This is a genomic window from Candidatus Palauibacter sp., from assembly GCF_965213655.1.
Classification (GTDB): Bacteria; Gemmatimonadota; Gemmatimonadetes; order Palauibacterales; family Palauibacteraceae; genus Palauibacter.
Genome location: NZ_CBDBZT010000003.1, coordinates 2,349,193 through 2,372,188, shown reverse-complemented (window position 1 = coordinate 2,372,188; position 22,996 = coordinate 2,349,193). Strand labels below are relative to the sequence as shown.

The following is a 22,996-nucleotide window of genomic DNA, read 5'->3' as shown; positions in this document are numbered from 1 at the left end:
TCGGCATGCGTCCCGGCGCGTCGACCTCGGGTCGAGACGCCGCTCAATCGTCCGTCGGGAGAACGGACCGGCGACCGATCCTGTCGGTTTCAGCGGTGCTCGTGCTGCTGGTTCCGACCCTTCTGCTCTCGTGTCGTGACAGCCCTACCGAGCCCGTTCCGCCGCCGCGCCTGGAGGTTCCTCGACCGGCCTCGATCGGGGTGTCGCCCGCGTCGGCCACGCTGTCGGCGCTGGACGCGACCGTGCAGCTGACGGCGGAGGTCCGCGACCAGAACGGACAACCGCTGACCGATGCGATCATCGACTGGGAAAGCAGCGCCGACTCGGTCGCAGTCGTCGACTCCTCCGGGCTGGTGCGCGCCGCCGGAAACGGTGAGGCGTTCATCGCTGCGTCGATGTCAGTGGGGACGGCGGCTCCGGTAACGTCCGCCATCACCGTGAGGTGGGTGGTGGGTACGGTGTCCGTCTCTCCGTCCGCCCAATCCCTGACCACAGGTGACACGGTGAGGCTCGCGGCCGAGGGGTTCGACGGGAACGGGCACGCGGTGCGCGGAGCCGTCTTCTCCTGGTCTTCCAGCGATTCGGCGGTGGCGATGGTGGACACCTTGGGGCTGGTGACGGCAGCTCAGCCGGGCGCGGCGGTCATTTCAGCCGCCTCGGGATCTGCTAAAGGGTATATGGAATTGGATGTTCTGGCGCCCGAGCCCATCTCGATATACGTGACGCCGGCCGTCGTAGTGCTGGCCGTGGTGGGCGATTCGGTCCGGCTCGTTTCGGAGGTCCGCGATCTACTGGGACGCGTGCTCGCGCCAGCGACGGTCTACTGGTCGTCGAGCCACCCTGCGGTGGCAACGGTGGATTCCACGGGTCTTGTTCGCGGCACCGCCGACGGTGTCGCCACGATCTCCGCGCAAACGGGATACGCCGGAGGCGCCTCGCATGTCGCGGTGGGCAACCAGGACCGGGCGGCGCTTACGCGCTTCTACGATGCGACCGATGGGGCCAATTGGTCTCGGAGGGACAACTGGCTCACCGATGCCCCCTTGGCGGAGTGGCACGGCTTGGGAGTCGATGCCCGCGGACGGGTGTCGCAATTGAGCCTCGCCTCCAATAACATCGGCGGCCGAATTACCGGAGGAGATTAGCCACCTAACCGCCCTCAAGGAACTGAGTCTGCCGCGCAACCGAATCGCGGGTCCAATCCCGTCCGAACTCGGAGAACTTTCGAAGCTGGAGGTTCTGAGGCTCGACGGCAACCAACTCACAGGCTCGATCCCCAGCGAACTCGGGAATCTCGAAAACCTCTGGCGGTTGGACTTGGATTACAACCGGCTGACGGGCTCCATTCCCGAAGCACTCGGGGAACTGAACAACATAGAGTTCCTCTTTCTGAGCGGGAACGAGCTTACCGGCCCCATACCGCTTGGACTCGGCAGGCTCGGTAATCTCGTGGGGCTGTACCTAGCGCGAAACGAGCTCAGCGGCTCGATTCCATCGGCACTGGGACGGCTCTCAAGACTGGAGCGCCTGGACCTAGCGCGAAACAGGCTCACGGGTTCGATACCCCCGGAACTCGGCAGCCTAACCAGGCTGGAGCGGCTGGTACTCGAAGTAAACCAGCTCACCGGCTCGATCCCCTCCGAACTCGGCAAGCTCTCGCGACTGGAGGTTCTGGACCTATACGCGAACGAACTCACGGGCTTGATCCCTCGGGAGCTCGGCGCCCTCTCCGAACTCCACACGCTCTGGCTGTCCTCGAACCGGCTGGCGGGTCCCCTGCCCCGAAGTTTCTTGGAGCTGGGCAAGCTGGAAGTACTGGCTTTCGAATCCGACGGCGTTTGCGCACCGGGAGCTTCTGCCTGGGTCACTTGGATCAAGGGTATAGAACGGCGCTACGGACCGCTCTGCAACGAGTCGGACAGGACCAGTCTGAACGCGCTCTTCGAGGCGACGGGCGGCGACGACTGGATCAGATCGGAGGGGTGGCTTGGCGAAGGCGCGCTCGCCGAGCGGCATGGGGTTGTTACCGACTCTCTCGGCCGCGTGCTAACGCTGGACCTCGCCGGGAACGGGCTCGCGGGAAGACTGCCCTCGTCGCTTGCCCAACTCACTTCGCTGACCACGCTTCGGATCCAGGACAACGCGCTGGCGGGCCAAGTGCCGACGGGGCTGGCGCAGCTTTCGCTCCGAGAGTTCCGTTACTCCGAAACTGAATTGTGCATTCCTCGCGACGCCTCGTTCCGGGCATGGCTGTTGGCCCTTCCAGAGCATGAAGGCACGGCGAGGGCCTGCGGGACTCTCTCGGATCGAGACATACTCGCCGCTCTGTATGAGTTGACCGGCGGACCGCGCTGGAAGGTCAGTGCGGGTTGGGTGACGGATGCTCCACTTGACCGGTGGTATGGTGTTTCCGTCGATGCGGAGGGCCGCGTTGACAGCCTGGACCTCCGGTTTAACAATCTGACCGGCACGATCCCTCAGGAACTCGGAAAGTTGGCCAACTTGCGGATCTTGAGCTTGTGGGCCAACGATCTAATCGGTGCAATCCCTTCTGATCTGGGCGCGCTTGCCAGCTTGGAAACGTTGTGGCTCTCGCATAACGCGCTTACGGGTTCGATCCCGCCTCAACTTGGCAACCTCAGGAATCTTCGGAAGATGGATTTGGGTCACAACCGGCTGACGGGCACGATCCCTCGGCAACTCGGAAATCTAGCCAACCTGCGGATGCTGGATTTCGGAGGCAACGAACTGACGGGCACGATCCCGCCTCAACTAGGGAACTTGGTCAGCTTGCAGGACCTGAACCTGTGGGGCAACGGATTGACGGGTGCCATCCCGCCCGAACTCGGCAAGCTCCACGGTCTCGCCGGACTGTCCCTCGGCTGGAACCAGCTCTCGGGCACGATCCCGGCCGCTCTCGGCAACCTCCGGACTCTCCGCAGATTGGAGGCGGAGTTGAATCAGCTATCCGGACCGATCCTTCCTGCACTCGGCAGACTCCGCAGCTTGGAATCCCTGGAACTACGGGGAAACCGGCTGGCGGGGTCGGTTCCACGCGAATTGGGCCGACTCGGTCAGCTGGTCCACATGGAACTGTCCGAAAACCCGGGGCTGTCGGGTCCCCTTCCGCCGTACCTGACGGCGCTCGCTCGAATCGAGACCGTGTTCATGAACCAGACGGACCTCTGCGCGCCGCCGGACAACCGTTTTCGGACCTGGCTTGAAGGCCTCGCGGACGGGTACGTGCCTCTGTGTGCCGCAGGTGAGCGGGAGGGGATTGCCTATCTGACGCAGGCCGTGGAACCGCGAACCCTCGGAGTGCCGCTGGTCGGCGGCGAACCGGCGCTGCTGCGGGTGTTCGTGACCGCGGCGCGGGCAACGTCCCAGCGAATCCCGCCCGTGCGCGCCACCTTCTACCTGAATGGCTCGAAGGCGCATGTCGCGGAGATTCCGGCCCGAGTCTTAGCCATCCCTACACGAGTGGACGAGGGCGACCTGACTGCGTCGGCGAATGCGGAGATCCCGGGCGAGATCATTCGACCGGGACTGGAAATGGTGATCGAAATCGACCCCGAAGGCACCGTGCCCGCCGCGCTTGGGATCGCCCGTAGGATCCCGGAAACGGGCCGGATGGAGGTGGACGTGAGGCCGATGCCGGAGCTGGATCTGACGCTGATCCCGTTCCTGTGGAGCGAGGCGCCCGATTCCTCGATCGTGAACACGGTCGAGGCCATGGCGGCCGACCCCGAGGGTCACGAGATGCTTTGGGCCACGCGCACACTGCTGCCAGTGGGCGACCTGAGAGTGACGGCACACGAACCCGTCGCGAGTTCGAACAACAACCCACTCGAGCTACTGCACGAGACCCAGGCGATCCGCATCATGGAGGGTGCGACGGGTTACTATATGGGCATGCTTCCAGACTACGAAGAGTCAACCTTCTTTGGAGTGGCCTTCCTGCCGGGCCGAACGAGCTTTTCGCTGACCCGCGCCACCACGATCGCGCACGAACTCGGGCACAACATGTCGCTTGAACACGCCGCGTGTGGCGTGGGGGGGTCAGTGAACTACCCCCACGAGGGTGGAGAAATCGGCGTGTGGGGGTACGACTTCCGCAGCGGTCACCCGGTCCCTCCAAGCACGGCCGACCTGATGTCGTATTGCCGCCCGCCTTGGATAAGCGACTACCATTTTTCCCGGGCGCTCCGTTTCCGGCTGGCCGTCGAGGGTGCCGCGGCAGCCGCAAGTGCAGAGACCGTTCGCCCCGTCCGGTCCCTACTTCTCTGGGGCGGAGCGAACGCGGACAGCGTACCCTTACTTGAGCCCGCCTTCGTGGTCGATGCTCCCGAGGCGCTCCCCGCACCCGGGAGCGCCTACGAAGTCGTGGGGGGAGCGGACGATGGTGGCGTGCTGTTCTCGCTGAGCTTCGACATGCCGGAGATCGCCGACGGCGAAGGGCACGGCGCCTTCGCGTTTGCACTTCCCTTGGAACCTTCTTGGGCTCGTGAGTTGGCATCCATCACGCTCACCGGTCCCGGCGGCGCGGTGACAATGGACGGCGGCACCGATCGGCCCATGACCATCCTGCGAAACTCCGTAAACGGACAGGTCAGGGCCTTCCTGCGTCACACGCCGTCCGAAGCCCTCCGGAGAGAGGATGCGGCGGATGTTGGCGCCTTGGCGTTCGAGCAGGGTCTTGAGGCGCTGTTCAGCCGAGGAATTCCCGGTGGGCGCGAATGGCGGCGTTGAGCCGACGAGCGCGGCCATGAAGGGGGTCGGCCGTTGGTCCTGTACAGGCCTGAGAGCTTCGCTTCAGGTTCCCCCCGGCGTGTCGGGTGTCTGGCCGCGCTTGGGGCGGCTAAGCGGCTCAGCCAGCACACGCGATGTTCAACATCGCGGCTGACGAGGGGCGCACCCCTTCGATCCCCAAAGGCATCCCGCGCCGCCGCGCGGAGACCGTGCGCAAGAGGCTCGCCTTCGTTCGCCCGCGGGGGCGAATCTTGCGGGTTGACGATCGCACCGTAATCGGCGGCGCGCGCCGACTTGGCGGCCACGGTCCCAGCCCAGTCACGGGCATCTCCAAGACCCTGAGTCGACCGTGAAGCCCGATATGCGGCTCGCCGGATTGCGAGGCCCGCACTCTCCCGCGCCCGAACGTGCCAACCGGAGATCGGCAACCTACCTTGGGCCTCCTGCACATCGCCCCGGGTCACTGCCCTGCTCACGATCGGCGACGACCCCGACGAGGCACTCCACGAGGTGATCGGTGCGGTGCTCATGCACGAGGTCCTCATCCTGGCCGAGAAGAGCACATCCTCACTGCGGTACCATGATCGGGCGACCGGCCGGCTGCTCCACACGGTGGGCGGCGAGGGAGAAGGCCCGGGCGAATATGTGAGCTTGGACCTCGTTGAGGCCATCGGCGACAAGCTCTACACGTTCGATAACCGCCTCTCGCGCGTGACCGTTCGCGACCGCTCCGGCGCGCTGGAGCGAACGGTGCCCATCCGGCCTTGGGGGAACCACAGCGCAGCGGATGTCAAAGGGTTCTTCCCCGATGGATCCATCCTCGTCTCGGCGTGGGCCTTCGGTTGGGCGGAGGCACCCATGATTCGCCGGTTCAACATTGAACTGGGGAGGCATGATCCGGACGGGCCCTTGGCTGAAAGCCTCGGGACGCACTTGGGCTCCGAGCACTACGCCTCCCCGGAGACGATGAGCATCTACCCCTACCGCCGTGAAGTGTGGGTGGTCGTCGTGGGCGACAGATACCATGTCGTGGACAACACGGATCCGGTGATCCGGGCATTCGACGCCACGGGGAATCCGGTCGAGGAACTGGATCCGTACAAGCCACTCGAGCCGATGCCGCTTACCTTCGGCGGCCGCGATTCCGTTCCCGATCTGGACGGCATCGCCCCGGACGACCTGCCTCGGTTCTACCCCTACTACGGACGGCCTCGGGCGGTTGGAGGGGCGCTGTGGGTGCCTGATTACGATGGCTTGGCTCCGGGCGGCGGGAGCGGGTGGACCGTGTACTCGCGGGATGGCGAACTCGTCGGGCGAGTGGCCGCATCTGCACTCGATATCATCGTGCTGGCCGCGGACGACGACATGGTGGCCGTCTTGACCCGCGACGCATTCGACGTTCAGACGGTGGAGCTACGCCGGCTGACCGAGCGGCCCTGACCGGACAGGCGCCACGCGCATTCTCGGCCCTTCTTGGTCGTGCCCTCCAAGAACGGGGTACGTCGACCGCCACCTTGTGTGGCCGAACCATGTTCGGGTCGGTGTGACGCGACGGGTCTTCGGGGGCGACGTAAGCCGCCAGCACTGCGGCTGCGCCGGCGGTGCGGAATGCTGGGGTTCGAGGGGGCGCAGCGCCCCTTGGCCAGCCCTCCGTGTTCAACACGGAGTCGGCTGGCTTGCTTGCTTGCTTGACTACCTAACGGTGTTCGAGCCGGCGGGAACGCCGTCCCAAGGCCTACAACGCAGCGGCCTCGAAGGGCTTTGTCAGTTCCGGATGCGCCGCAACGTTGGTCCACTCGAATGCTGAGGCAACTCGAAGGCTCGAATGCCGACTCAACACGCGGCGAGACCTCGACCGGTTCGCCAGTTCTCGGATTGTCGCACGTTCCCCTGCGGTGTCGCACCTTGAAGGTGCCCGAAACCCCAAGTCCCGATGTGGTCGCCACACCAGCGTTTCGCTCACGGCGTCGAGGAAGGCGTCGGCCTCAGGCAAGTCCGCTACCGGGGCCGGGAGATCGCGGTGGAGCTGGTTGGTGGATCGGTGGCACAGTGCCACCGGGTTGAGCACCAAATGGCCACTTCGTCGGGGTCTCGATCCGCACGGGATCTCACGCGACGGAAGCCGTCGCCCGTGAGTTTGGAGTTCTGGTAGGTGATATGTGACGCAGCAAGTCTCCAACGAGACTTGGTCGGCCTAACGGGGCCTCGCGCTTGGACCGGCGGGTGACCGCTATCGGCGCGGAAAGAGTGGTTTTGGGGTGATCCACGGCAACCCAGTACCAACTGTCAATGGCGGCCGAAAATGTGACACACCCGGCCGGAGTTGACGAGCCTCGGGGGGCGTATCGGCCCCATCTTGCGGCGTACGCGGTCGCATCTCGGGATTGACGTGAGTCAACGGCAATTCAGAGCGTTTTGAATTGGTCGGCAGGGCGCAAACGCTAACGAAACTTTTCCCTCGTCGCCGGAGGCGATGGCAAGACCGTCTTGACGGCGGGTTCGGTATGGTCGAATCTGGCTTCGGAAGTGAACTGCTCGGGTCTAGCGAGATGCCGACTCGCGATCGTTACGAGAGAGGCTTCTTCACCGTCGACTGTGGGCCAAGGAATTGGAGGGGAACGTGGGAAAGTACATGTTGCGGACAAGCTACACGCCGTCCGGCTTGAAAGGTCTGATTGCCGAGGGAGGCACTGGGAGGCGTGAGGCCTTGCGCCAAACCGTGGAGAGCATCGGTGGCACGCTGGAGGGGTTTTACTACGCTCTCGGCGACGACGACCTCTACTTGATCGCCGACCTTCCGGACGAGACAGCAGCCCTGTCATTATCGCTGAACATCGCGGCAGCCGGGGCCCTTACGGTCGCCGTGACTGTTCTGGTCGACCCGGAGACCGTTGACGAGGCGGTCGCGCGGGGCGTCGCGTACCGCCCACCGGGAGCTTGATGGGCTCATCCCCTCTTCTGGGGGTCTGGGCAGACCATATTTTGACTCAGTGAGGGTCCGGCTTCCGGGGCTGATCCAAGTTCCGGAAATGTGTGGAAAGAGCGTTGTGATCGAAGATTCGGCATCGAGGTTCCGTTGTAGCTGAGATAGCTTTCGCCGCGACCTGTGCGACTTGCATCCGCGACCGGGTTACCGGGTGATGGGTCATTTTGGAGTAGCTCTTGGGTTGCCTTGGTCGGGGCGTAGGCGGCCCTTTTCGCGTTATTTCGCTTCGGTGCCCGTCAGGACCGGTCGGGGACGGGGATCCCGTAGCGCTCCAGCGTCTGCCGCACCGTCGGGCGGCCCAGGCGGACGCGGTCATCGTCGAGCAGGTAGGAGAACAGGTAGCCCGCGCCCAGCATCAGGATCCCGATCAGGAAACAGTACATGACCGCGCGGTCGGGGTAGCTGTCCTTCAGGTATCCGACGTACAGCGGGCCGCAGATGCCGGCTGCGGCCCACGCAGTCAGGATCGCGCCGTAGACCTTCGACATGTTCCTGGGACCGTACACCTCGAGGATGAACGACGGCATGGTCGCGAACCCGCCGCCGAAGCAGAGCAGCACGTAGCACACGAGCGCCGAGAACACCCACGGGTTGGACTCGGTCATGAGGACGCCGAACACGACCATCTGGCTCGCGAGCAGCATCCGGAACACCGCCACGCGCCCCACGCGGTCGGAGAGCCACGCCCACAGGATCCGTCCCAGCCCGTTGCACACGGAACTTGCCGCGATGAGCGTCGCGCCGTACTCCGCCAGCACCGCTGGTTCGACGCTCGGATCGGCCAGCCCCCACACCTCCTGTAGCAGTTCGGACTGGAAGCTGATGACCGAGATGCCCGCGGCGATGTTGAAGAAGAAGACGATCCAGATGATGACGAACTGGCTGGATTTCAGGTACGGGGCCACCTGTGCGGGCTGCTTCCACGGCGCGACCTGGGCGGCGGGAGGGTCGTCGATGACCAGGCTGCTCGGGATCAGGATGCAGGCGAACACGATCCCCAGCCACAGGAAGGTCTGCGGCAGGTCCCCCTCCGTCTGCACGACGAGCAGGGGCGCGAGACCCTTGCTCAGGAGAAGCGCGCCGATGCCGAAACCCATCACGACGATGCCCGTGACCAGTCCCTTCCGGTCCGGGAACCACTTCGCGGCCGTGGTGACGGGCGTCACGTACCCCAGTCCGATGCCCATCCCGCCGATGAACCCGTAGCCGAGGTAGAAGAGCAGGATCGAATCAAGCCGCAGCGCGACGCTCGCCACGACGTAGCCACCCGCGAACAAGGTGCTCCCGATGAGGGCGAGACGCCGGGGCCCCACCTTGGGCAGCAGCTGGCCGGCCCAGGCCGCTGCCGTCCCGAGAGAGAAGATCGCGATGCAGAAGGCGAGCGATCCCTCGGTGAACGTCCAGCCCGCCTGCCGGACGAGAATCGTCTGAAAGAAACTCCAGGCGTACACCGTGCCGAAGCAGACCTGCAGGACGGTGCAGAAGAAGGCGATCACTACTCGGGGCGCCTTCCAGCCCTCCGAGGATGAGGACACCTCAGTCCGCTCCCGGCGCCGTCTCGCCCTTCACGGCGTGCAGCATGAGGCGGGCCATCTCCCCGATCTCGTCATCACGCGCCAGCACCTTCGCATCGGTCGTCGCGGCTTCGTCACGGCGCGCCAGCGTCACCACATAGGACAGCAGGTCTTCCAGCGGCGTGACGGCGAGCCGCACGAACCAGATCGAGCCCAGGATGCCGACGATGAGGATGATGCAGATGAGGTATATCTGCTGCCCGGTGGCCCGCTGGATCTTCAGCCGCACCAGATCGAGATCCATCCCCACATGCACCGTACCGGCCTGGCCGGCCAGGATCGGGCTTCCGACCTCGACGAAATCGCCCATCCCAGGCAGGCTGCGCTCGATCGGCTCGGTGGCGTGCGGATCGCCCTCGCGGATCACTTCGGGGACGCCGGGCACGAACGTATGGGTCAGAATCTCCCCGGTGTCGCTCGTAATGTAGATGTACCGGATGCTCTGGATCTCGACGAACTGGTCGATGAGCGACTGCAGCGTGGCGAGGTTGCGGTTGAGGAGGATGTCGACGCTGGAGTCGGCGATGTTCTTGGCGATGTTCGCGCTGTTGCTCTCGTACTCCTCCGACAGCTGGCTGGAGACCGTGCGGATCGAAAGGGCGGAGGTGGAGAAGACGATCGCCCCGAAGAGGACGAAGATGCCGAAGCGCGTCCTCCGAAAGAGCTTCTTGATCCGGATCTCGTTTGATTCCGGCTGGCTCACGAGGCCCCGTCGCTCGTCGCGTTCAGGCCGAACTTGGCTTCCCAGTCGTTGAGGGTGACGAAGCGGCCGTCCTCCACGACAGTGTGATAGACGCTCTGGAGACCCTGTCGTCGATCGGGCCCGAACGAGACCATTTCGCCGATCCCCAGATCGTAGTTCCGCACCGAGAACACCGCGTCGTTCAGCTTGCCGCGCTCCGGTGTGCCGTCAATCCGACGCAGGATTTCCGTCAGCAGCTTCGCATCCAGGTATCCCTCGAGGCTCGTGAAGCTGTACGGGAACGGGTCGTACGGTTCCACCACCAGCTCTTCCGGCACCTGTGGATCGTAGCGGTCCATCAGGTCCCGGTACTCGGGCACGGACGGAATCGTCGTGTCCTCGTAACTGGGCACGACCTGCGAATTCACGAGCCACGGCGTGTAATGGGCCGGGTCGTCGCGGCTGGCCTCCACGAGGAGGGAGAGCAGGTTCTCGCTGCCCACGAAGGAGAGGTTCGCGATGGGCACGTGCAGACCCAGATCCATCGCGTCGCGGGCGAAGGCGGCGCAGGCGGCGTACGCCCCCACGCAGATGACCGCATCGGGCTCGGCCTCCTGCAGGATCTCGACCTGCGGCCGCATGATGCTCGTGAACTGCGTGCCTCGCCTGTAGGTGGCCTCGCCTGCAATCGTCTCCCCGTGCCGTGCCAGCGCCGCCCTCACGCCGGCCCAGCCGCTGCGCCCGTAGGCGTCGGCCTGGTAAAAGACGGCGATGCGCCGCCGCCCGATGCGGACGAAGTTGTCGACGAGACCGGCCGTCTCCTGGCCATAGGAAGCGCGCAGGTTGAAGGCGAACTCCCCGTACGGCGGTTCCCGCTGCGGCTGGGCGCCCGTGAAGGGGAAGAAGATGTACATCTGCTGGTCCTGGAATTTCTTCAGCAGCGGCAGGACGCGGGTGACGGTCGGCGTGCCGACGTAGCCGAACAGCAGAAAGACTTCGTCCTCCAGCATCAGCTTGAGCGTGTTCTCCACGCACGGATCGGGCTGATAACCGTCGTCGTAGAGCTTGAGGGTGATTCGCCGCCCGTTGACGCCGCCCTGTTCGTTCACTTGGCCGAAGCAGGCCATGGCGCCGCGGTAGAGTTCGGTGCCCAGTCCCCGCGAGGGCCCGGAGAAGGCCGCGGACACGCCAAGGAGGATCTCGTCGTCAGGCTGTGCGCGGCTCCTTCCGCTCCAGCGCAGGCCGGGAGCGAGCGGTCGGGAGGAGGCGCCGAGGGAGGCGCTGAGCGATGCGGCGAAGGGCGCGCCGAGCAGGCCGGCGAGACCGGCGCGGATCGCGGAGCGGCGCGTCAGGAGTCCACCGGACGGAGGGCCCTCAAAGTCCGGGGATCGAGAGGAAGACCGCACGTCACCAACTCCCTCGGTTAGGTCGATTTGATTGAGGCCGTCGCTTACGACCGACATGCCTAGACCTCCGTTTCGATCATCGACCGATCCGATCAACAATCGGAGTCTATCACAAACAGACATAGATTCAAAGCACGGCGGCACCGGTCTGCCGAACTTGACCGGCGATCAGAAGAAGGCGAACGCTTGGACTTTCAGGGACCAGTCGGAATGATCGCCGGACGTGTAGAAATCCACGTTGGTGGAGATCCCGTTCCGGCCCACGAAGTAGACCATCACGCCCGGGGTCACGACCGTACCCGTGACCTTGTCGGGATCTTCGGCACCCGAGTCGACCCAGCTAACCCGGACCATCGGCTCGACCGCCGCGAAGTGTGACTCGGGCGCCAAGGGGAAATACCAGAAAGCCATGAGCTGAAGGGCCGAGAACTTCGCATCGTCGTCCAGCTTCCAATTGCGACCCCGCAGGGCGTTGACCATGAGATGGGGACCGTCGAGCCAGGTCCCGATCTCCACCTCGGCCCCGTAGGCCGGCAGGCCCATCGTCTCGCCATGCGAATCCAGCGTCTCATCCAGGGCCAAGTAGGCCGACACTCGGCTGCCGGCGGCCGGGAACACCGAGAAGCGACCGGAGGCGGACTTGCCGCGGTTCACGTCCCTGTAGCCGATTCCCTCACCGTTGGTGAGTGTGAACCGGTATCCGAAACGCTCCCCGAAGCGACCCTGCGCGAGGATGCCCGGCTCGTAGTTGTCCAGCCCCAATGCGCCGGTCAGACGACCAAAGGAGCACACGCTGCCCACACCGGGGCAGTGATCGACGCCGGTGACCCGAGCGTCGCGCTCGATGATCGGGAGCCAAGCGTTCGGCACGAGCCAGAACTCCGAAATCCCCTTCTTGAACTGGCCCAGCTGTACCTGCAGCGCTTCGCTCGCCGTAAGTTCGAGGTAGGCCTCTAGCACCGTCGACCCGTCGATATCGTACTGCGCGCGTGCCGCCACCAGATCGTTCAGCCGCCCGTCCATCGTCACCCACGCACGGCGGATGAAGAACGATGAGGGCGTGTCGTCGACGCTCGATGCCTCGAACTGAGCTTGGATCCTGGCGCCGATGGTGACGCTGGACCCGCCGCGTGCCCCAATTTCCTGTGCGTTCAGGGGCCCGGCGATCACAAGTGCCAGTCCCAAGCCGACTACGGCTGCCACTCCGCTGAAAGGTATGCTCATGTGGATCTGCCCTCTCGAAGAAGGTCCCGGGCGGCCCGGTCACGGTCGAAGATAGCTGCCTCTGGCCAGACCGCCAGCGCCGTTCTCTTGCGCAGTACCAAAGGGGGATCCCGAAGACCGACCAGTTTGGAGAGGCGAAGCCCGAACCTCCGAAGCGTGGGGACCATAAGCGCGAGCCAGTGCCTATCGCAGTCAGCTTCCCAGCCACAGAAAGGGTTGGGCCAGATGGGGACCGAATCGTGTTTCCTATGCTCCATGTCGAGAGCAGGGTCCAACCAGATGTAGACCTCAATCGGGGGACGGAAGAGCCTGCACGCCTGTTCGATTTGAGCGTCGGTCTCGCGACGGGACGCCTTTGATCGTTGCCAAGAACGCTGTTTCGTACCCCCCTTGTCCGTACCTGTCCGGTTTGCGTTCAGGCAGGGTCCGCTCCTGCGGGCTTGGCAAGGTAGCGAGCCCACTGCTCCATCACCTCCCGCCGACGCGCGAAAAGGGTTCCTCGGGCGTATGCGGCCTCCACCTTGTCACGCACGACGTGGGCCAAGGCCGCCTCGGCAACCTCCCTGGCCACGCCGGTGTCGCCGCACCAGACTCTGAACGACGTGCGAAACCCATGGGGCACGGCAAGAACGCCGTTCTCCCTGAGCAGCTTCGAGAGCGTGCTGGCCGAGAGCACCCGGTTGGTCGGAGACGGGAAGACAAGTCCATCCCCTCCGGACTGACGGCGAGCCTCGCGAAGGACCTCGATCGCCCTCGGAGTCAGCGGCACCCTGTGTGTACGCCCGGACTTCATGCGGTCGCCCGGGACCGTCCAAGTCTCCGTCCCGACATCTATTTCCTTCCAAATGGCGTGGCGGACCTCGCCCGACCGCGCCGCCGTCAGGACCAGAAACTCGAAGGCGAGCTTGGTCGCGGGCCATGCCCGCGAAGCGTGGATCGTCTCAAGCGCCGCGCCCACGTCCCCGTGCGGAAGTGCCCGGAAGTGCTGACGGCCCTTCCCGTGGCGCGGGAGGGCCGAAGCGATAGCGTCACCGGCCGGATTGCTCTCCCGGTAGCCCTGAGCCACCGCCCACTTCATGATCGCGCCGATTCGCTGGCGCACTCTCCGCGCGGTCTCCGGCTTGCTCGACCAGATCGGGAGCAGGACCTCCATCACGTCCGCCGTCGTGATCTCGTCGATCCCCTTCCCGCCCAGCCGCGGCATCGCGTAGTCGCGAAGACTCGCCCGCCACTGACCCTCGCTCTTCCCGCCGGGACGCCAAGACGCACGGTGGATGGCGATCACCGTCTCGGCTGCTTCCTTGAACTTCGGCGAGGCCCGTCTGGCCAGCCTCGGATCTTCGCCGGAGCGGGCCGACTTGCGGTACTCGAAAGCCTTCTGGCGGGCCTCGGCGAGCGTCACATAAGGGTATCCGCCCAAGCCCATATCCACCCGCTTTCCGCCAACGGTGCCGCGCCAGATCCATTGCTTGCTCCCGGAAGGAAGCACCCGTAGGATCAGGCCGTGTTGGTCCCCGTACTTGTCCGGACCGGCCTTCCCGCTGTGGCCTAAGTTGCGGACGAACAGGCCGGTGAGTCCGGTCGCTGGTTTCGGTGTCTTCGAGGTCATTGCTCTTGGTTACCGTCTCATCTGTTGTCCCACGGTACGTCCCACAGCGTGTTCAAGAATACCCGGAACATCACGGGACGTCAAGGGACGGTATGGCGGGTGTAACATTCTTGGGGAAAGGGATTTAGGACACGTTACGGGATCAGCATGGACTGCACGGGAATGGCGGGGAGGCGGACACCCCCTCCGCCTGAGAAGGTGAGCTTGACCGCTCAACGAAGGCCGGGGCGTCAGCCCCGGCGACACGATCGACGCGGTGTTCTCATCGATCTCGATATAGGGGTGTCGTGAGCTTAGGTCGTTGGTCGCGCCAGCGCATCGGCACCTATTCCTCATGGGGAGAGCGGCCGGGCCCACGTCAGCCCGGTCGCCAAGGTTCAGGAGGTCCCCGCCTGGATCGGCTTGGCCTCTGCGGTGCTCCGTGATCCGTTCGGCGGCTGCGTCCGATTCGAGGTGGGCCTCGACCGTCGCGGTTGGCGGCCTCGATCCGCTCCGTCTCCTCCGCGCCGCCGCCTTCTCCCCGAAGTGTTGCGTTGCCTCCACGTCGAGGTCCACGCGCGTCGCCCACGAGACCGAGGAGTAGGGTGAGGTTTCATGGGGCGAGTCAGGCGAGCATCAGGCGCTCGCCCTTGGGCTCCGGGACGGGCCGCCCCAATTCGCGTGCCCGGTCGATCCAGAACCGCATCGCGTCCTTGATGTTCCTCAACGCACTCTCCTGATCATCTCCGTGCGCCATGCACCCGGGCAATTCAGGTGCCTCGGCGACGAACGCCTGATCTTCGTTGCTCCAGTAGAGGATGATCTCGTATTTGTACATTAGTCGTCCGCTCCCAGCTTGTACTTGAGAATCAACCGCCGAACCTGACTCACCTGGTAGGGCTTGGCGTGGCCACCCCGGCTCTGAAGGTTGACGATCTCCACTACACCTTCCTTGTCGAAGAGGTGGTGGCTGCCGCGGATCCGCTCCTCGAATCCAAGATGCCGCATCAGCGCCCGCAGTTCATCGAAGCGGATGTTCGCGTCGGAGCGCCCGCCGAGGATGATCCGAACCAGCCGATCGCGGCGACTCATCCGTTAGTTGCCGTGCCCCGCCGGAAACCGCAGGCTCCAGATCTCTGCACGGCCTCTCCGGCCAACCGGCGCAGCGCTCATGCCAGCCCAGCCGTTGCCCCGTCGCCGGGCGAATCGCAGACTGCCGATATGCCGCTGGTCTGCGTGGGCAAGCTGTTCATGGCTGCCGTCTCCAAGTAAGGAATCTAATCCGTCAATATAGCGCATGTCCTTCGCGGAGCGACCGCGTGGTGCGAGGTCCGTTCCCGCGCTTCTGGATCATGCGTTTCAGGGTGCCGATGCGAACGGTTGCTGGTTGCTACAGCCTTCTGGAGGCCCAGACCGCCCGTCCGACGACGCGGACCTCTTCGGCGGCACACTCGTAGCTTTCGTAGTCGGGGTTGAGGGACTTGAGCACGACCTTGGGCGGCTCGGAGTGGGGCATGTGCTCGATCCGCTTGGCGACGAGCCCCATGCCGTCCCAGATGACGAAGATGCCGGGCGGGACGGGCACCTTGAGGCTGACGTCGATGAGGATGCGGTCGCCGCTTGAGAGCACCGGCTCCATCGAGTCCCCGTCCACGGTGATCATCCGCAGATCCTCGGGTCTGGCCCGGAACTCGTGGCGGATGAGCGGATCGGCGAACAGCCAGGTGTCGGTCTCCTCCTCGAGGTCGTCGTTCCACGCCCCCGGACCCGCCGACGCGCGGACATTGATCTCCGGCACGGCGCTGTAGCCACTCGGAGCCGCGTGGGGACTCGGTGGCGCCGGCTTCGGACGCGTCCGGCGCGTCAACCTTCGGTCGTGCCTGAGAAGATCGGGACTGCACCCCAGATGCTTGGCCAAGGCCTCGCGGTCGTCCTCGGCCAGCACCTTCGGCGTACCCCGGTGGATGAACTGGTGCAGGTAGGCGTCGTTTCGCTCGATCGCCTGTGAGGCCGTGCGCAGGTTCGTGCGGCTGTCGGCCACCATCCTGAGCAGCCTTCGGCGCACCGGGTCCAGTTGACCGGCGTCCTTCTTTCGTCGTCCCATGAGTGGGAAATTACCCACTTTCCGATGCCAATGCAACCGGATCATCCCGATCCGGCACACGATCGCCTTCCACCGTTAGGGTTTTACCAGAGCCAACCCCCCGCATGACTCCCCCTCACGAAGACTTCGAGGCATCGGGGCGGATAGCGTCGATTGATTCCACGATAGCGTAGTGGTTCCAGGCCACCGGAGGTGTTTTCCGCCCCGCTGGCGGAGGTGTGCCGTAACCCCGATTCCGCAACTCGTTGTCCCTGAACGACGTGGGAAATAGGCTATTTCCCACCACCTTGCGCATGTTGCCAACACGCTGCTTTGGTTTGCGGGCGATGAGGAACCTGACGAAAGAGTTCGAGCGGCACATGACGGCGTTCCTGAGGAGGACGGGGCTGTCGCCAACGGAATTCGGGGAACGCGCGGTCGGCGACCGGAAGTTCGTGGGCGACGTGCGCCGGGGACGTTCGCCGAGGCTGGCGACGGTGGACCGGGTTCTGGCCTTCATGGAGACCTACGAGGACACGCGCGGATCGGATGGTCCGCGGGATCCGAAAACCGAACCGGGGCGGCGGTAAGGCCGCCGTCCACCGACCCCCTTCAGAGAAAGGAAAGAGATGATGAGAACGTTGCTGACGACGACGCGCGGAGCTGTGTGGGCCGTGCTGCTCATGCTGACGCCGGACGCGCTCCACGCGCAGGGCACGAGTCCGTGGGTGGACGCGGTGACCGAGCTTCAGACGCAGTTCACGGGACCGATCGCGCGTGGGCTGTCTCTGATCGCGATCGTGGTGGGCGGGCTGATGTTCGCGTTCGGTGAGGGCGGGAGCAAGCGCACGCTGGCCGGGATCATCTTCGGGATCGGGATGGCGGTGGGCGCGGTGAACTTCCTGGGCTGGCTCTTCTGATGAGGGGTCTGACGCGCTGGGCCGGCTACGCGGCGCTGAACCGTCCGCTGACGGTGTTGGGCGTCGAGCGGCGGCTGTTCCTGCTGGGCGCGACGCTCGCGGTCGCGGTGTGGAACGCGACGGCCTCGCTCGTGGCGGGCGGCGCGGTGTTCGCGGGCTGCTATGGCGCGGGCTGGCTCGCTGGCCGGAAAGATCCGGCGATGCTGGCGGTGCTCCGCGCGGCCGCGCGCCATCCGGCGCGGTTCGATCCGGGCAAGTGGGCGGACCAGCCGTGGCACCTCATGATCCGGACGGACTCGAAGTGAGGGTCGCCGACGAACTCCGCGCCCATGAGGCTGCGGGTTCGCTGGCCGAGGAGCTGCCCTACTGGGGCTGGCTCGAAGACGGCCGCACCTGTCTGACCCGTTCGGGCGAGCTTGTGGCGGCGGGCCGGATCCGGCCCGCCGCGGTGGACGGCCGCACACCCGAACAGATCGACCGCGTGCTGGGACTCTGGCAGAGGTTGCTCTCGGGCCTCGGTCCCGGCACGCGCCTCCAATTCCATCTGCTCCGGCGCCCCAGCCGGGACGATGGTCCAGAGACGAGCGGCTCGGACATCGCGTCCGTCTCGGGCCGCAAGCGAAACGCGTTCCTCGCCGGGCGCGTCCAGCGGCTCGACGCCTTCGTGGTCTGGTCGCACGATCCGGATCTCCGCCCGGTCGGCGCGGGCGCCGGGTCTGGATTATTGGCGCGGCTCAAGCGACTTCGGAAGCGCGGCGGCAGGACGGCAACAACCTATCTCGCTTCCGAGATCGAGGCGGCGGCGGACCGGTTCCGGGCGATGATCGACGCAGGCCGCTCGCTCGTGGCCGAACACACGCCCATCGAACTGCTCGGAGCGCACGAGGCGTCCGGCCTCCTTTCCGAGTTGACGAACAAGCCCGGCACGTTCTGGGACGGTGCGACGGGGAGCGGCATGAACTGGCGGCTCGCGCTGTCGGAGCTGGAGGCCGAGCGTTCGCACCTGAAACTCGACGGCGAGCCCGTGATCCTCTACTCGCTTCTCTCACCGCCGGGGCAGGCGCACGCGAATCTGCTCCAAGACCTCTACTGCCTCGATGCGGTGACGACAGTTTCGCTCGAATGGCGGCCGTGGACGGTGGAAGCGGCGAGGAGAAGGATCCGGAGCGCGCAGCGCCACTACTTCTCGCGGCGCTACTCGATGATGGCGCACGCGCAGGACGCGCAGGGCACGGCGGCGGCGATGGTCGATTCGGCCGCGGCCGCCGAGTCCGACCGGCTTGGGAACGCGCTGGTCGAACTGGAAGCCGACGGGGTGGCCTACGGAGAGGCGTCGCTCACCGTGGCGATCCATGGCGAACTCGAAGAGATCGAGCGGCTGGACGGCGATGTGCGCCGCCTGTTCGCCGCGCACGATGCGAAGGTGATCCGGGAGGGCTATGGCCAGCTTCCCGCGTGGTTCGCGCGCCTCCCGGCCCAGCCGAAGCGCCGGCAAGTGCGCAGGGTGTTCGTGTCGGCCGGGCTCGCCGCCTGCCTCGCGCCCGTGTTCGGGCCGCCGAGGGGAGAGAAGAAGAGTCGGCATCTGGACCGCGAGCCGCTGGCGGTCTTCGAGACGCCGTGGCGGACGGCATACCGCTACGACCTGTTCGCGGGCGACGTGGGCCACACGCTGATCCTGGGCGCGACGGGTTCGGGCAAGAGCTTTGCGCTGAATTTCCTGCTCGTCGAGGCACTCAAGTACGACCCGCGCATCCTGATCCTGGACTTGGGCGGTTCGTACCGCTGGCTGACCCGGTTCCTCGGAGGCCGGTATCTGGAACTTGCACCGGGCGAGGCGGAGCCGACGCTCCGGCTCACACCCTTCGCGCTGCCCGCCACCACGAGAACGTTTCAGTTCCTCACCGGCTGGGTACTACGGCTCCTGAAGCTCGGAGGGTACGAGGCCGACGGATCGGACACGAGCGAGATCCGCGCACGCATCGAGGACCTTTACGCGCTCGGGGCGGAGCGGCGCACGCTGAGCGTGCTGGCCGGTTCGCTCCCGTCCGCGATGTGGCCCGCCCTGAGCCGCTGGACGGAAGGCGGGGCATGGGGCGCCTTCTTCGACAACCCCCCGGCGGCCGCGACCGATATCGAGTTCCGCGACTGGCAGGTGATCGACCTTGCGGGCGCGGCCGAGCACGCGGACCTCTGCGAGGCGGCGCTCGCCTACCTCCTAGAGCGCATGCGCCTGGCGATCGAGGACCCGGCCGAGACCGCGCGGCTCAAGCTGATGGTGGTGGACGAGGCGTGGCGGTACATGCAGGACCCCGCCGTGCTGAACTACCTGGCCGAGGCGGCCAAGACGTGGCGGAAGAAGAACGCCGCGCTCGTGCTCGCCACCCAGTCCGCCGTGGACGTGACGGGGACACCCGGGGCGTCGGCGCTCCTCGAATCGATCCCCACCAAGCTGTTCCTCGCCAACCCCGAGCTGCCCGCCGAGGCCGGTGCGCTATTCCGGCTGAACGAGTCGGAGGTGGCCCGGATCCGTGAGCTGACGCCCAAGCGCGAACTCTATCTCCGCCGACCGGACGAGGCGGCGGTGCTCTGCCTCGAAGTCGATCCGGAGAGCTACTGGCTCTACACGTCGTCGCCCCTGGACGCCGAGAGGCGCGCGGAGGCCGTGGCGAGGCACGGGCTGGTCCGAGCGCTCGAAGTGCTCGCGGGCCGAACCAATCCACCTCACTAACCGAGAGGATGTGACACCATGAAGACACCAACCGAAGCGATCCTGCTCGGGATCGGCGTTGTCCTGCTCACGCTGCTCCTGCTGGCGCTGCCCGGCGACGCCTGCGCGCAGCAACCGGGCGCCGATGCCGCCTACCTGCGCGTGCCGGTGCCGGAGGAGGGCGATGAGCGGATCCCCCGGCTGCGCGCGCGCGTGCGCCACACGACGGTAATCGTGCTTCCGGCCGAAGAGCGGATCCTCGACTTCGTGGCCGGCGATTCGGAGTACTGGCACCTGACCGGCGCGGCGAACGTCGCTTACTTGAAGCCCTTGGCCGAGGACGCGGCGACGAACGTCGCGCTCGTTTGCGAATCCGGGCGTATCTACTCGTTCCTCGTCTCCGAGCACGGGGAGGAGCCGCCCCACCTCGTCGTCCGCGTAGAGGCGGGCGCAGAAGCGGCTGAGATGGCCGGCAGCGCGGGCGGACCCGCGTTCGTGGCCCGGAGCGAGGTTGCGGCCTACCGGCAGATGGCGGCCCAGGCGGCCGAGGCCGCAGGCCTGGCGCGCGCGGAGGCCGAGGCCGCGATCGCCGAGACGCGAGAGCAGGCGGCCGCGGAGATCGAAGCGTTCCGCGCCTCCTACCCCGAACGGCTGCGGTTCGAGTACCGGCTGGACCGGGACGCGTCCGAGCGGCCGTTCCTCATCGAGGCGATGTGGCACGACGGGCTCTTCACCTACATCCGCTCGCGCGCGCAGGAATCCCCGGCGCTCTACGAACTCAGGGACGGGGAGCCGAGTCTGGTCGCGTTCGATCTGACCGAGGACGGTCTCTACATCGCGCGCCGCGTCCTTGGCGACGGGTGGCTCCAGATCGGCGAGGAGCGGCTGCGCTGGCGGTTCGAGCCCGTGGAGGGTTCCCGATGAGCCGCTGGAAGCAGTGGGTGAAGGAACCCAAGGGAGCGCTGCCCGGCGGCATCGTAACGAAGGCGGGGATCGCCCTGATCACCGTGCTCGTCGCCGGGCTGTTCCTCTCCTCGTCGCTGTCGGGTCCCGACGAGACGGCCGAGGGAGTCGCCCCCGCGGAAGCGCGGGCCGTGGACGCCCGCGCGGGCCGCGCATTCGATGGACGCTTCAGTGCCGAGACGGACCGCCAGAGCCAGCAGGCGGCGGCCGATGCGGACCGGGAGCGGCGGCAGTCCGATGCCGCCGGGCGGGAGACGGCCGGACAAGACACGGAGGCGGATGCCGGCAATGCCCGGGCCGGCGTCGGCCGGGCCGAGTACGAGCTACGCGAGGCGCTCCGGCTCGAAGAGGTCGAGCGCAGGACGCGCTCGCTCCGGTCGCGACCGGTCGCGCAGTCCTACCGGGATCCGAACCGGGCTTCGGATGCAGGGGCGGCGTCTTCGCCCGAACCCGAGTCTCCCGATGCGGCACTCGACGGCGCGCTCGCATCCCTCGGACAGTCGTTGGCCGCGCTTGAAGCCGAGATGGCCGCCGGGCTGGCAACCGGAGAGTTCGCGCCCGGCGCGGGCGGCCCAAGGCCACGGACAGGTCTTCCCGCGTCCGGCCCATCCGAGCCTGGGCGTTTGGTCGGGCCGCTTGACCCGGCGGGCTGGGAAAGGATCCCCGAAGGCTCGCTCCTCGAAGCGGTGCTGCTCACCCAACTCTCCGGCGAGTTCCCCGGTCCGGTGCTCGCCATGGTGTCGGTGCCGCTGTATTCGGCCGACCGCCAACGCGTGCTGATCCCGCGCGGCGCCCGCGTCGTCGGCACCGCGAGCGCCGTCCAGAATCGGGATCAGAGCCGCCTCGCCGTGGCGTTCCACCGGCTCCTGCTGCCCGACGGAAGCTGGATCGATCTCGAGTTCGCCGGACTGAACCAAGCGGGCGAGAGCGCACTCCGGGACCAGGTGAACCGGCGCTACCTCTCGACGTTCGCCGCCGCCGGCGCCGTCGGCGTCCTGAGCGGGCTCACGCTTGCCGGAGCCTCGCCCTACGGACTCCGGGCGGGCGTCGGCCAAGGGCTCGGGGGCAGCGCCACCTCGATGCTGGACCGGTATCTGAATCGGATGCCGGAGATCACGGTCCGCGCGGGCCACCGGCTCCGCGTCTGGCTCACCTCCGATGTCCTGATCCCAACTCCCATCCGCACCACACCCCGCTGACAAGAAAGGACTCCCCCATGCTGCACCGCATCCTCGCCCCAGCACTTCTCGTCCCCGTGCTGACGCTCGCGAACGCCGTTCCCGCGAGCGCGCAGTTCGACTTCGGAAGCTGGTTCCAGCGGGCCACGATCATCGCGAACCAGATCACGCAGATCTCGCACCAGGTCAGCCAGATCCGGTCGATGGCCCGCCAGCTCACGGAACTCCAAGACCAGCTCGACCACATGGAGCGCGCCGCGCGCGGCGAGATCGACGCGCTCCTGCAACCGTTCTCCGACCTCGCCGCCGACCCCGTAGGCCTCGTGCGCGATGGGCTCGGTTGGCGATCCGACTTCACGGGACAGGCCCGCCGCACGGTGGACGCCGTCCGGGCAATGGGAAGCGGCCGCTCGGTCACCGAACTGTGGCGCACCGCGCACGGCACGGCCGACCGGGTGAACGAGGCCGACATCCTGGGCCTCTTCCGGAACCTTCCGCCCCAAGCGGCGACGCGCGCGCTGGAGGACTACCGCCGTGCCCGCGAGGCGGCCGACCGGCGGCGGGTGCTCGACTACGCCGCACTCGACGCGGCGGCCGCGCTCGCCGGGACCATCGAGAGCGCGCAGGGATCGTTCGCGGACCTCACCTCGAACCGAAACATCTCGAACACCGCCCTCCAGCAGGCACGGGTCGCCGCCGCGCTGAGCCAGGGCCGGATCAACGCGGCCGCGGGACAGGTGCTCGCGCACCAGGCCGCCGCCGAGGCAAGCCGGGCGAGGCAGGCCGAACTCGCCCGCCTTGAGTGGCTTGGCCGTTGGCACGACGACCACGCTCGGGCGAACGCGCTCGCCGAGACGATGCGGGATGCCGCCTTGCTGAACCGGTCCGCGCTCCGCGACGGGCTCCTGTTCCGCATCCCGTCGTTCTACCGGTAGG

General features: G+C 66.4%; 19 protein-coding genes. 11 read left to right on the top strand and 8 right to left on the bottom strand.

Translation table 11 applies throughout. From position 1 onward, the window contains the following. Positions 1-200 precede the first annotated feature (200 nt). From ACOOGH_RS12715 to ACOOGH_RS12700, 4 genes are all read left to right on the top strand, one after another. Positions 201-1,145 carry an Ig-like domain-containing protein gene (locus tag ACOOGH_RS12715; protein ID WP_420449258.1) on the top strand — a complete coding sequence of 315 codons (945 nt, stop codon included), beginning with the start codon at positions 201-203 and terminating at the stop codon, positions 1,143-1,145. Then, positions 1,111-4,749 (top strand): M66 family metalloprotease, encoded by a 3,639-nt coding sequence (locus ACOOGH_RS12710; RefSeq protein ID WP_420450126.1) that lies wholly within the window; start codon positions 1,111-1,113, stop codon positions 4,747-4,749. The genes ACOOGH_RS12715 and ACOOGH_RS12710 overlap by 35 nt, the downstream gene beginning before the upstream one ends. A 510-nt stretch (positions 4,750-5,259) precedes the next feature. Then, positions 5,260-6,189 (top strand): hypothetical protein, encoded by a 930-nt coding sequence (locus ACOOGH_RS12705; RefSeq protein WP_420449257.1) that lies wholly within the window; start codon positions 5,260-5,262, stop codon positions 6,187-6,189. Positions 6,190-7,369: 1,180 nt separating this feature from the next. Continuing rightward, a complete protein-coding gene (locus tag ACOOGH_RS12700; protein ID WP_420449256.1) occupies positions 7,370-7,690 on the top strand; it encodes a GYD domain-containing protein in 321 nt (106 codons plus the stop codon). Positions 7,691-7,971: 281 nt separating this feature from the next. Here ACOOGH_RS12700 and ACOOGH_RS12695 read toward each other — a convergent pair whose 3' ends face one another. The 8 genes from ACOOGH_RS12695 to ACOOGH_RS12660 form a co-directional block, all read right to left on the bottom strand. Next, positions 7,972-9,270 carry an OFA family MFS transporter gene (locus ACOOGH_RS12695; protein WP_420449255.1) on the bottom strand — a complete coding sequence of 433 codons (1,299 nt, stop codon included), beginning with the start codon at positions 9,268-9,270 and terminating at the stop codon, positions 7,972-7,974. Between the two features lies 1 nt (position 9,271). Further along, complete coding sequence (locus tag ACOOGH_RS12690; RefSeq protein ID WP_420449254.1) at positions 9,272-10,012, bottom strand: hypothetical protein; 741 nt, start codon at positions 10,010-10,012, stop codon at positions 9,272-9,274. Further along, the gene (locus ACOOGH_RS12685) at positions 10,009-11,454 is read right to left on the bottom strand and encodes an ABC transporter substrate-binding protein (RefSeq protein ID WP_420449253.1); all 1,446 of its coding nucleotides are present in this window, start codon (positions 11,452-11,454) and stop codon (positions 10,009-10,011) included. Before ACOOGH_RS12685 ends, ACOOGH_RS12690 begins: the two co-directional genes overlap by 4 nt. A 111-nt stretch (positions 11,455-11,565) precedes the next feature. Beyond that, positions 11,566-12,621, bottom strand: coding sequence for a porin (locus tag ACOOGH_RS12680; protein WP_420449252.1), 1,056 nt, complete (start codon positions 12,619-12,621; stop codon positions 11,566-11,568). A 415-nt stretch (positions 12,622-13,036) separates the two neighbouring features. Beyond that, complete coding sequence (locus ACOOGH_RS12675) at positions 13,037-14,230, bottom strand: tyrosine-type recombinase/integrase (protein ID WP_420449251.1); 1,194 nt, start codon at positions 14,228-14,230, stop codon at positions 13,037-13,039. Positions 14,231-14,834: 604 nt separating this feature from the next. Next, positions 14,835-15,047, bottom strand: coding sequence for a type II toxin-antitoxin system HicB family antitoxin (locus tag ACOOGH_RS12670; RefSeq protein ID WP_420449250.1), 213 nt, complete (start codon positions 15,045-15,047; stop codon positions 14,835-14,837). Further along, the gene (locus tag ACOOGH_RS12665; protein ID WP_420449249.1) at positions 15,047-15,301 is read right to left on the bottom strand and encodes a type II toxin-antitoxin system HicA family toxin; all 255 of its coding nucleotides are present in this window, start codon (positions 15,299-15,301) and stop codon (positions 15,047-15,049) included. The genes ACOOGH_RS12670 and ACOOGH_RS12665 overlap by 1 nt, the downstream gene beginning before the upstream one ends. 298 nt (positions 15,302-15,599) lie before the next feature. Then, positions 15,600-16,313, bottom strand: a complete 714-nt coding sequence (locus ACOOGH_RS12660; protein ID WP_420449248.1) for a S24 family peptidase — start codon at positions 16,311-16,313, stop codon at positions 15,600-15,602. Between the two features lie 326 nt (positions 16,314-16,639). On the opposite strand from ACOOGH_RS12660, the gene ACOOGH_RS12655 reads away from it, so the two are divergent. From ACOOGH_RS12655 to ACOOGH_RS12625, 7 genes are read left to right on the top strand one after another with little or no spacing between them, the layout of a single operon-like run. Further along, complete coding sequence (locus ACOOGH_RS12655; protein ID WP_420449247.1) at positions 16,640-16,882, top strand: hypothetical protein; 243 nt, start codon at positions 16,640-16,642, stop codon at positions 16,880-16,882. A 39-nt stretch (positions 16,883-16,921) separates the two neighbouring features. Next, positions 16,922-17,212 (top strand): TrbC/VirB2 family protein, encoded by a 291-nt coding sequence (locus tag ACOOGH_RS12650; RefSeq protein WP_420449246.1) that lies wholly within the window; start codon positions 16,922-16,924, stop codon positions 17,210-17,212. After that, a complete protein-coding gene (locus ACOOGH_RS12645) occupies positions 17,212-17,517 on the top strand; it encodes a VirB3 family type IV secretion system protein (RefSeq protein WP_420449245.1) in 306 nt (101 codons plus the stop codon). Before ACOOGH_RS12650 ends, ACOOGH_RS12645 begins: the two co-directional genes overlap by 1 nt. Then, complete coding sequence (locus ACOOGH_RS12640; protein WP_420449244.1) at positions 17,484-19,940, top strand: VirB4 family type IV secretion system protein; 2,457 nt, start codon at positions 17,484-17,486, stop codon at positions 19,938-19,940. Before ACOOGH_RS12645 ends, ACOOGH_RS12640 begins: the two co-directional genes overlap by 34 nt. Before the next feature lie 18 nt (positions 19,941-19,958). Next, complete coding sequence (locus ACOOGH_RS12635; RefSeq protein ID WP_420449243.1) at positions 19,959-20,843, top strand: TrbG/VirB9 family P-type conjugative transfer protein; 885 nt, start codon at positions 19,959-19,961, stop codon at positions 20,841-20,843. Beyond that, on the top strand, positions 20,840-22,081 hold the full coding sequence (locus tag ACOOGH_RS12630) for a TrbI/VirB10 family protein (protein ID WP_420449242.1): 1,242 nt from the start codon (positions 20,840-20,842) through the stop codon (positions 22,079-22,081). The genes ACOOGH_RS12635 and ACOOGH_RS12630 overlap by 4 nt, the downstream gene beginning before the upstream one ends. A gap of 17 nt (positions 22,082-22,098) precedes the next feature. After that, complete coding sequence (locus ACOOGH_RS12625) at positions 22,099-22,995, top strand: hypothetical protein (protein ID WP_420449241.1); 897 nt, start codon at positions 22,099-22,101, stop codon at positions 22,993-22,995. Position 22,996 lies beyond the last annotated feature (1 nt).

Excerpts from the sequence above, each read along its gene's own strand:
- ACOOGH_RS12660 (WP_420449248.1), bottom strand. The coding sequence starts at position 16,313 with ATGGGACGACGAAAGAAGGACGCCGGTCAACTGGACCCGGTGCGCCGA.
- ACOOGH_RS12650 (WP_420449246.1), top strand. The coding sequence starts at position 16,922 with ATGATGAGAACGTTGCTGACGACGACGCGCGGAGCTGTGTGGGCCGTG.
- ACOOGH_RS12630 (WP_420449242.1), top strand. The coding sequence starts at position 20,840 with ATGAGCCGCTGGAAGCAGTGGGTGAAGGAACCCAAGGGAGCGCTGCCC.
- ACOOGH_RS12670 (WP_420449250.1), bottom strand. The coding sequence starts at position 15,047 with ATGTACAAATACGAGATCATCCTCTACTGGAGCAACGAAGATCAGGCG.
- ACOOGH_RS12685 (WP_420449253.1), bottom strand. The coding sequence starts at position 11,454 with ATGTCGGTCGTAAGCGACGGCCTCAATCAAATCGACCTAACCGAGGGA.
- ACOOGH_RS12635 (WP_420449243.1), top strand. The coding sequence starts at position 19,959 with ATGAAGACACCAACCGAAGCGATCCTGCTCGGGATCGGCGTTGTCCTG.
- ACOOGH_RS12665 (WP_420449249.1), bottom strand. The coding sequence starts at position 15,301 with ATGAGTCGCCGCGATCGGCTGGTTCGGATCATCCTCGGCGGGCGCTCC.
- ACOOGH_RS12625 (WP_420449241.1), top strand. The coding sequence starts at position 22,099 with ATGCTGCACCGCATCCTCGCCCCAGCACTTCTCGTCCCCGTGCTGACG.
- ACOOGH_RS12645 (WP_420449245.1), top strand. The coding sequence starts at position 17,212 with ATGAGGGGTCTGACGCGCTGGGCCGGCTACGCGGCGCTGAACCGTCCG.
- ACOOGH_RS12655 (WP_420449247.1), top strand. The coding sequence starts at position 16,640 with ATGAGGAACCTGACGAAAGAGTTCGAGCGGCACATGACGGCGTTCCTG.
- ACOOGH_RS12675 (WP_420449251.1), bottom strand. The coding sequence starts at position 14,230 with ATGACCTCGAAGACACCGAAACCAGCGACCGGACTCACCGGCCTGTTC.
- ACOOGH_RS12680 (WP_420449252.1), bottom strand. The coding sequence starts at position 12,621 with ATGAGCATACCTTTCAGCGGAGTGGCAGCCGTAGTCGGCTTGGGACTG.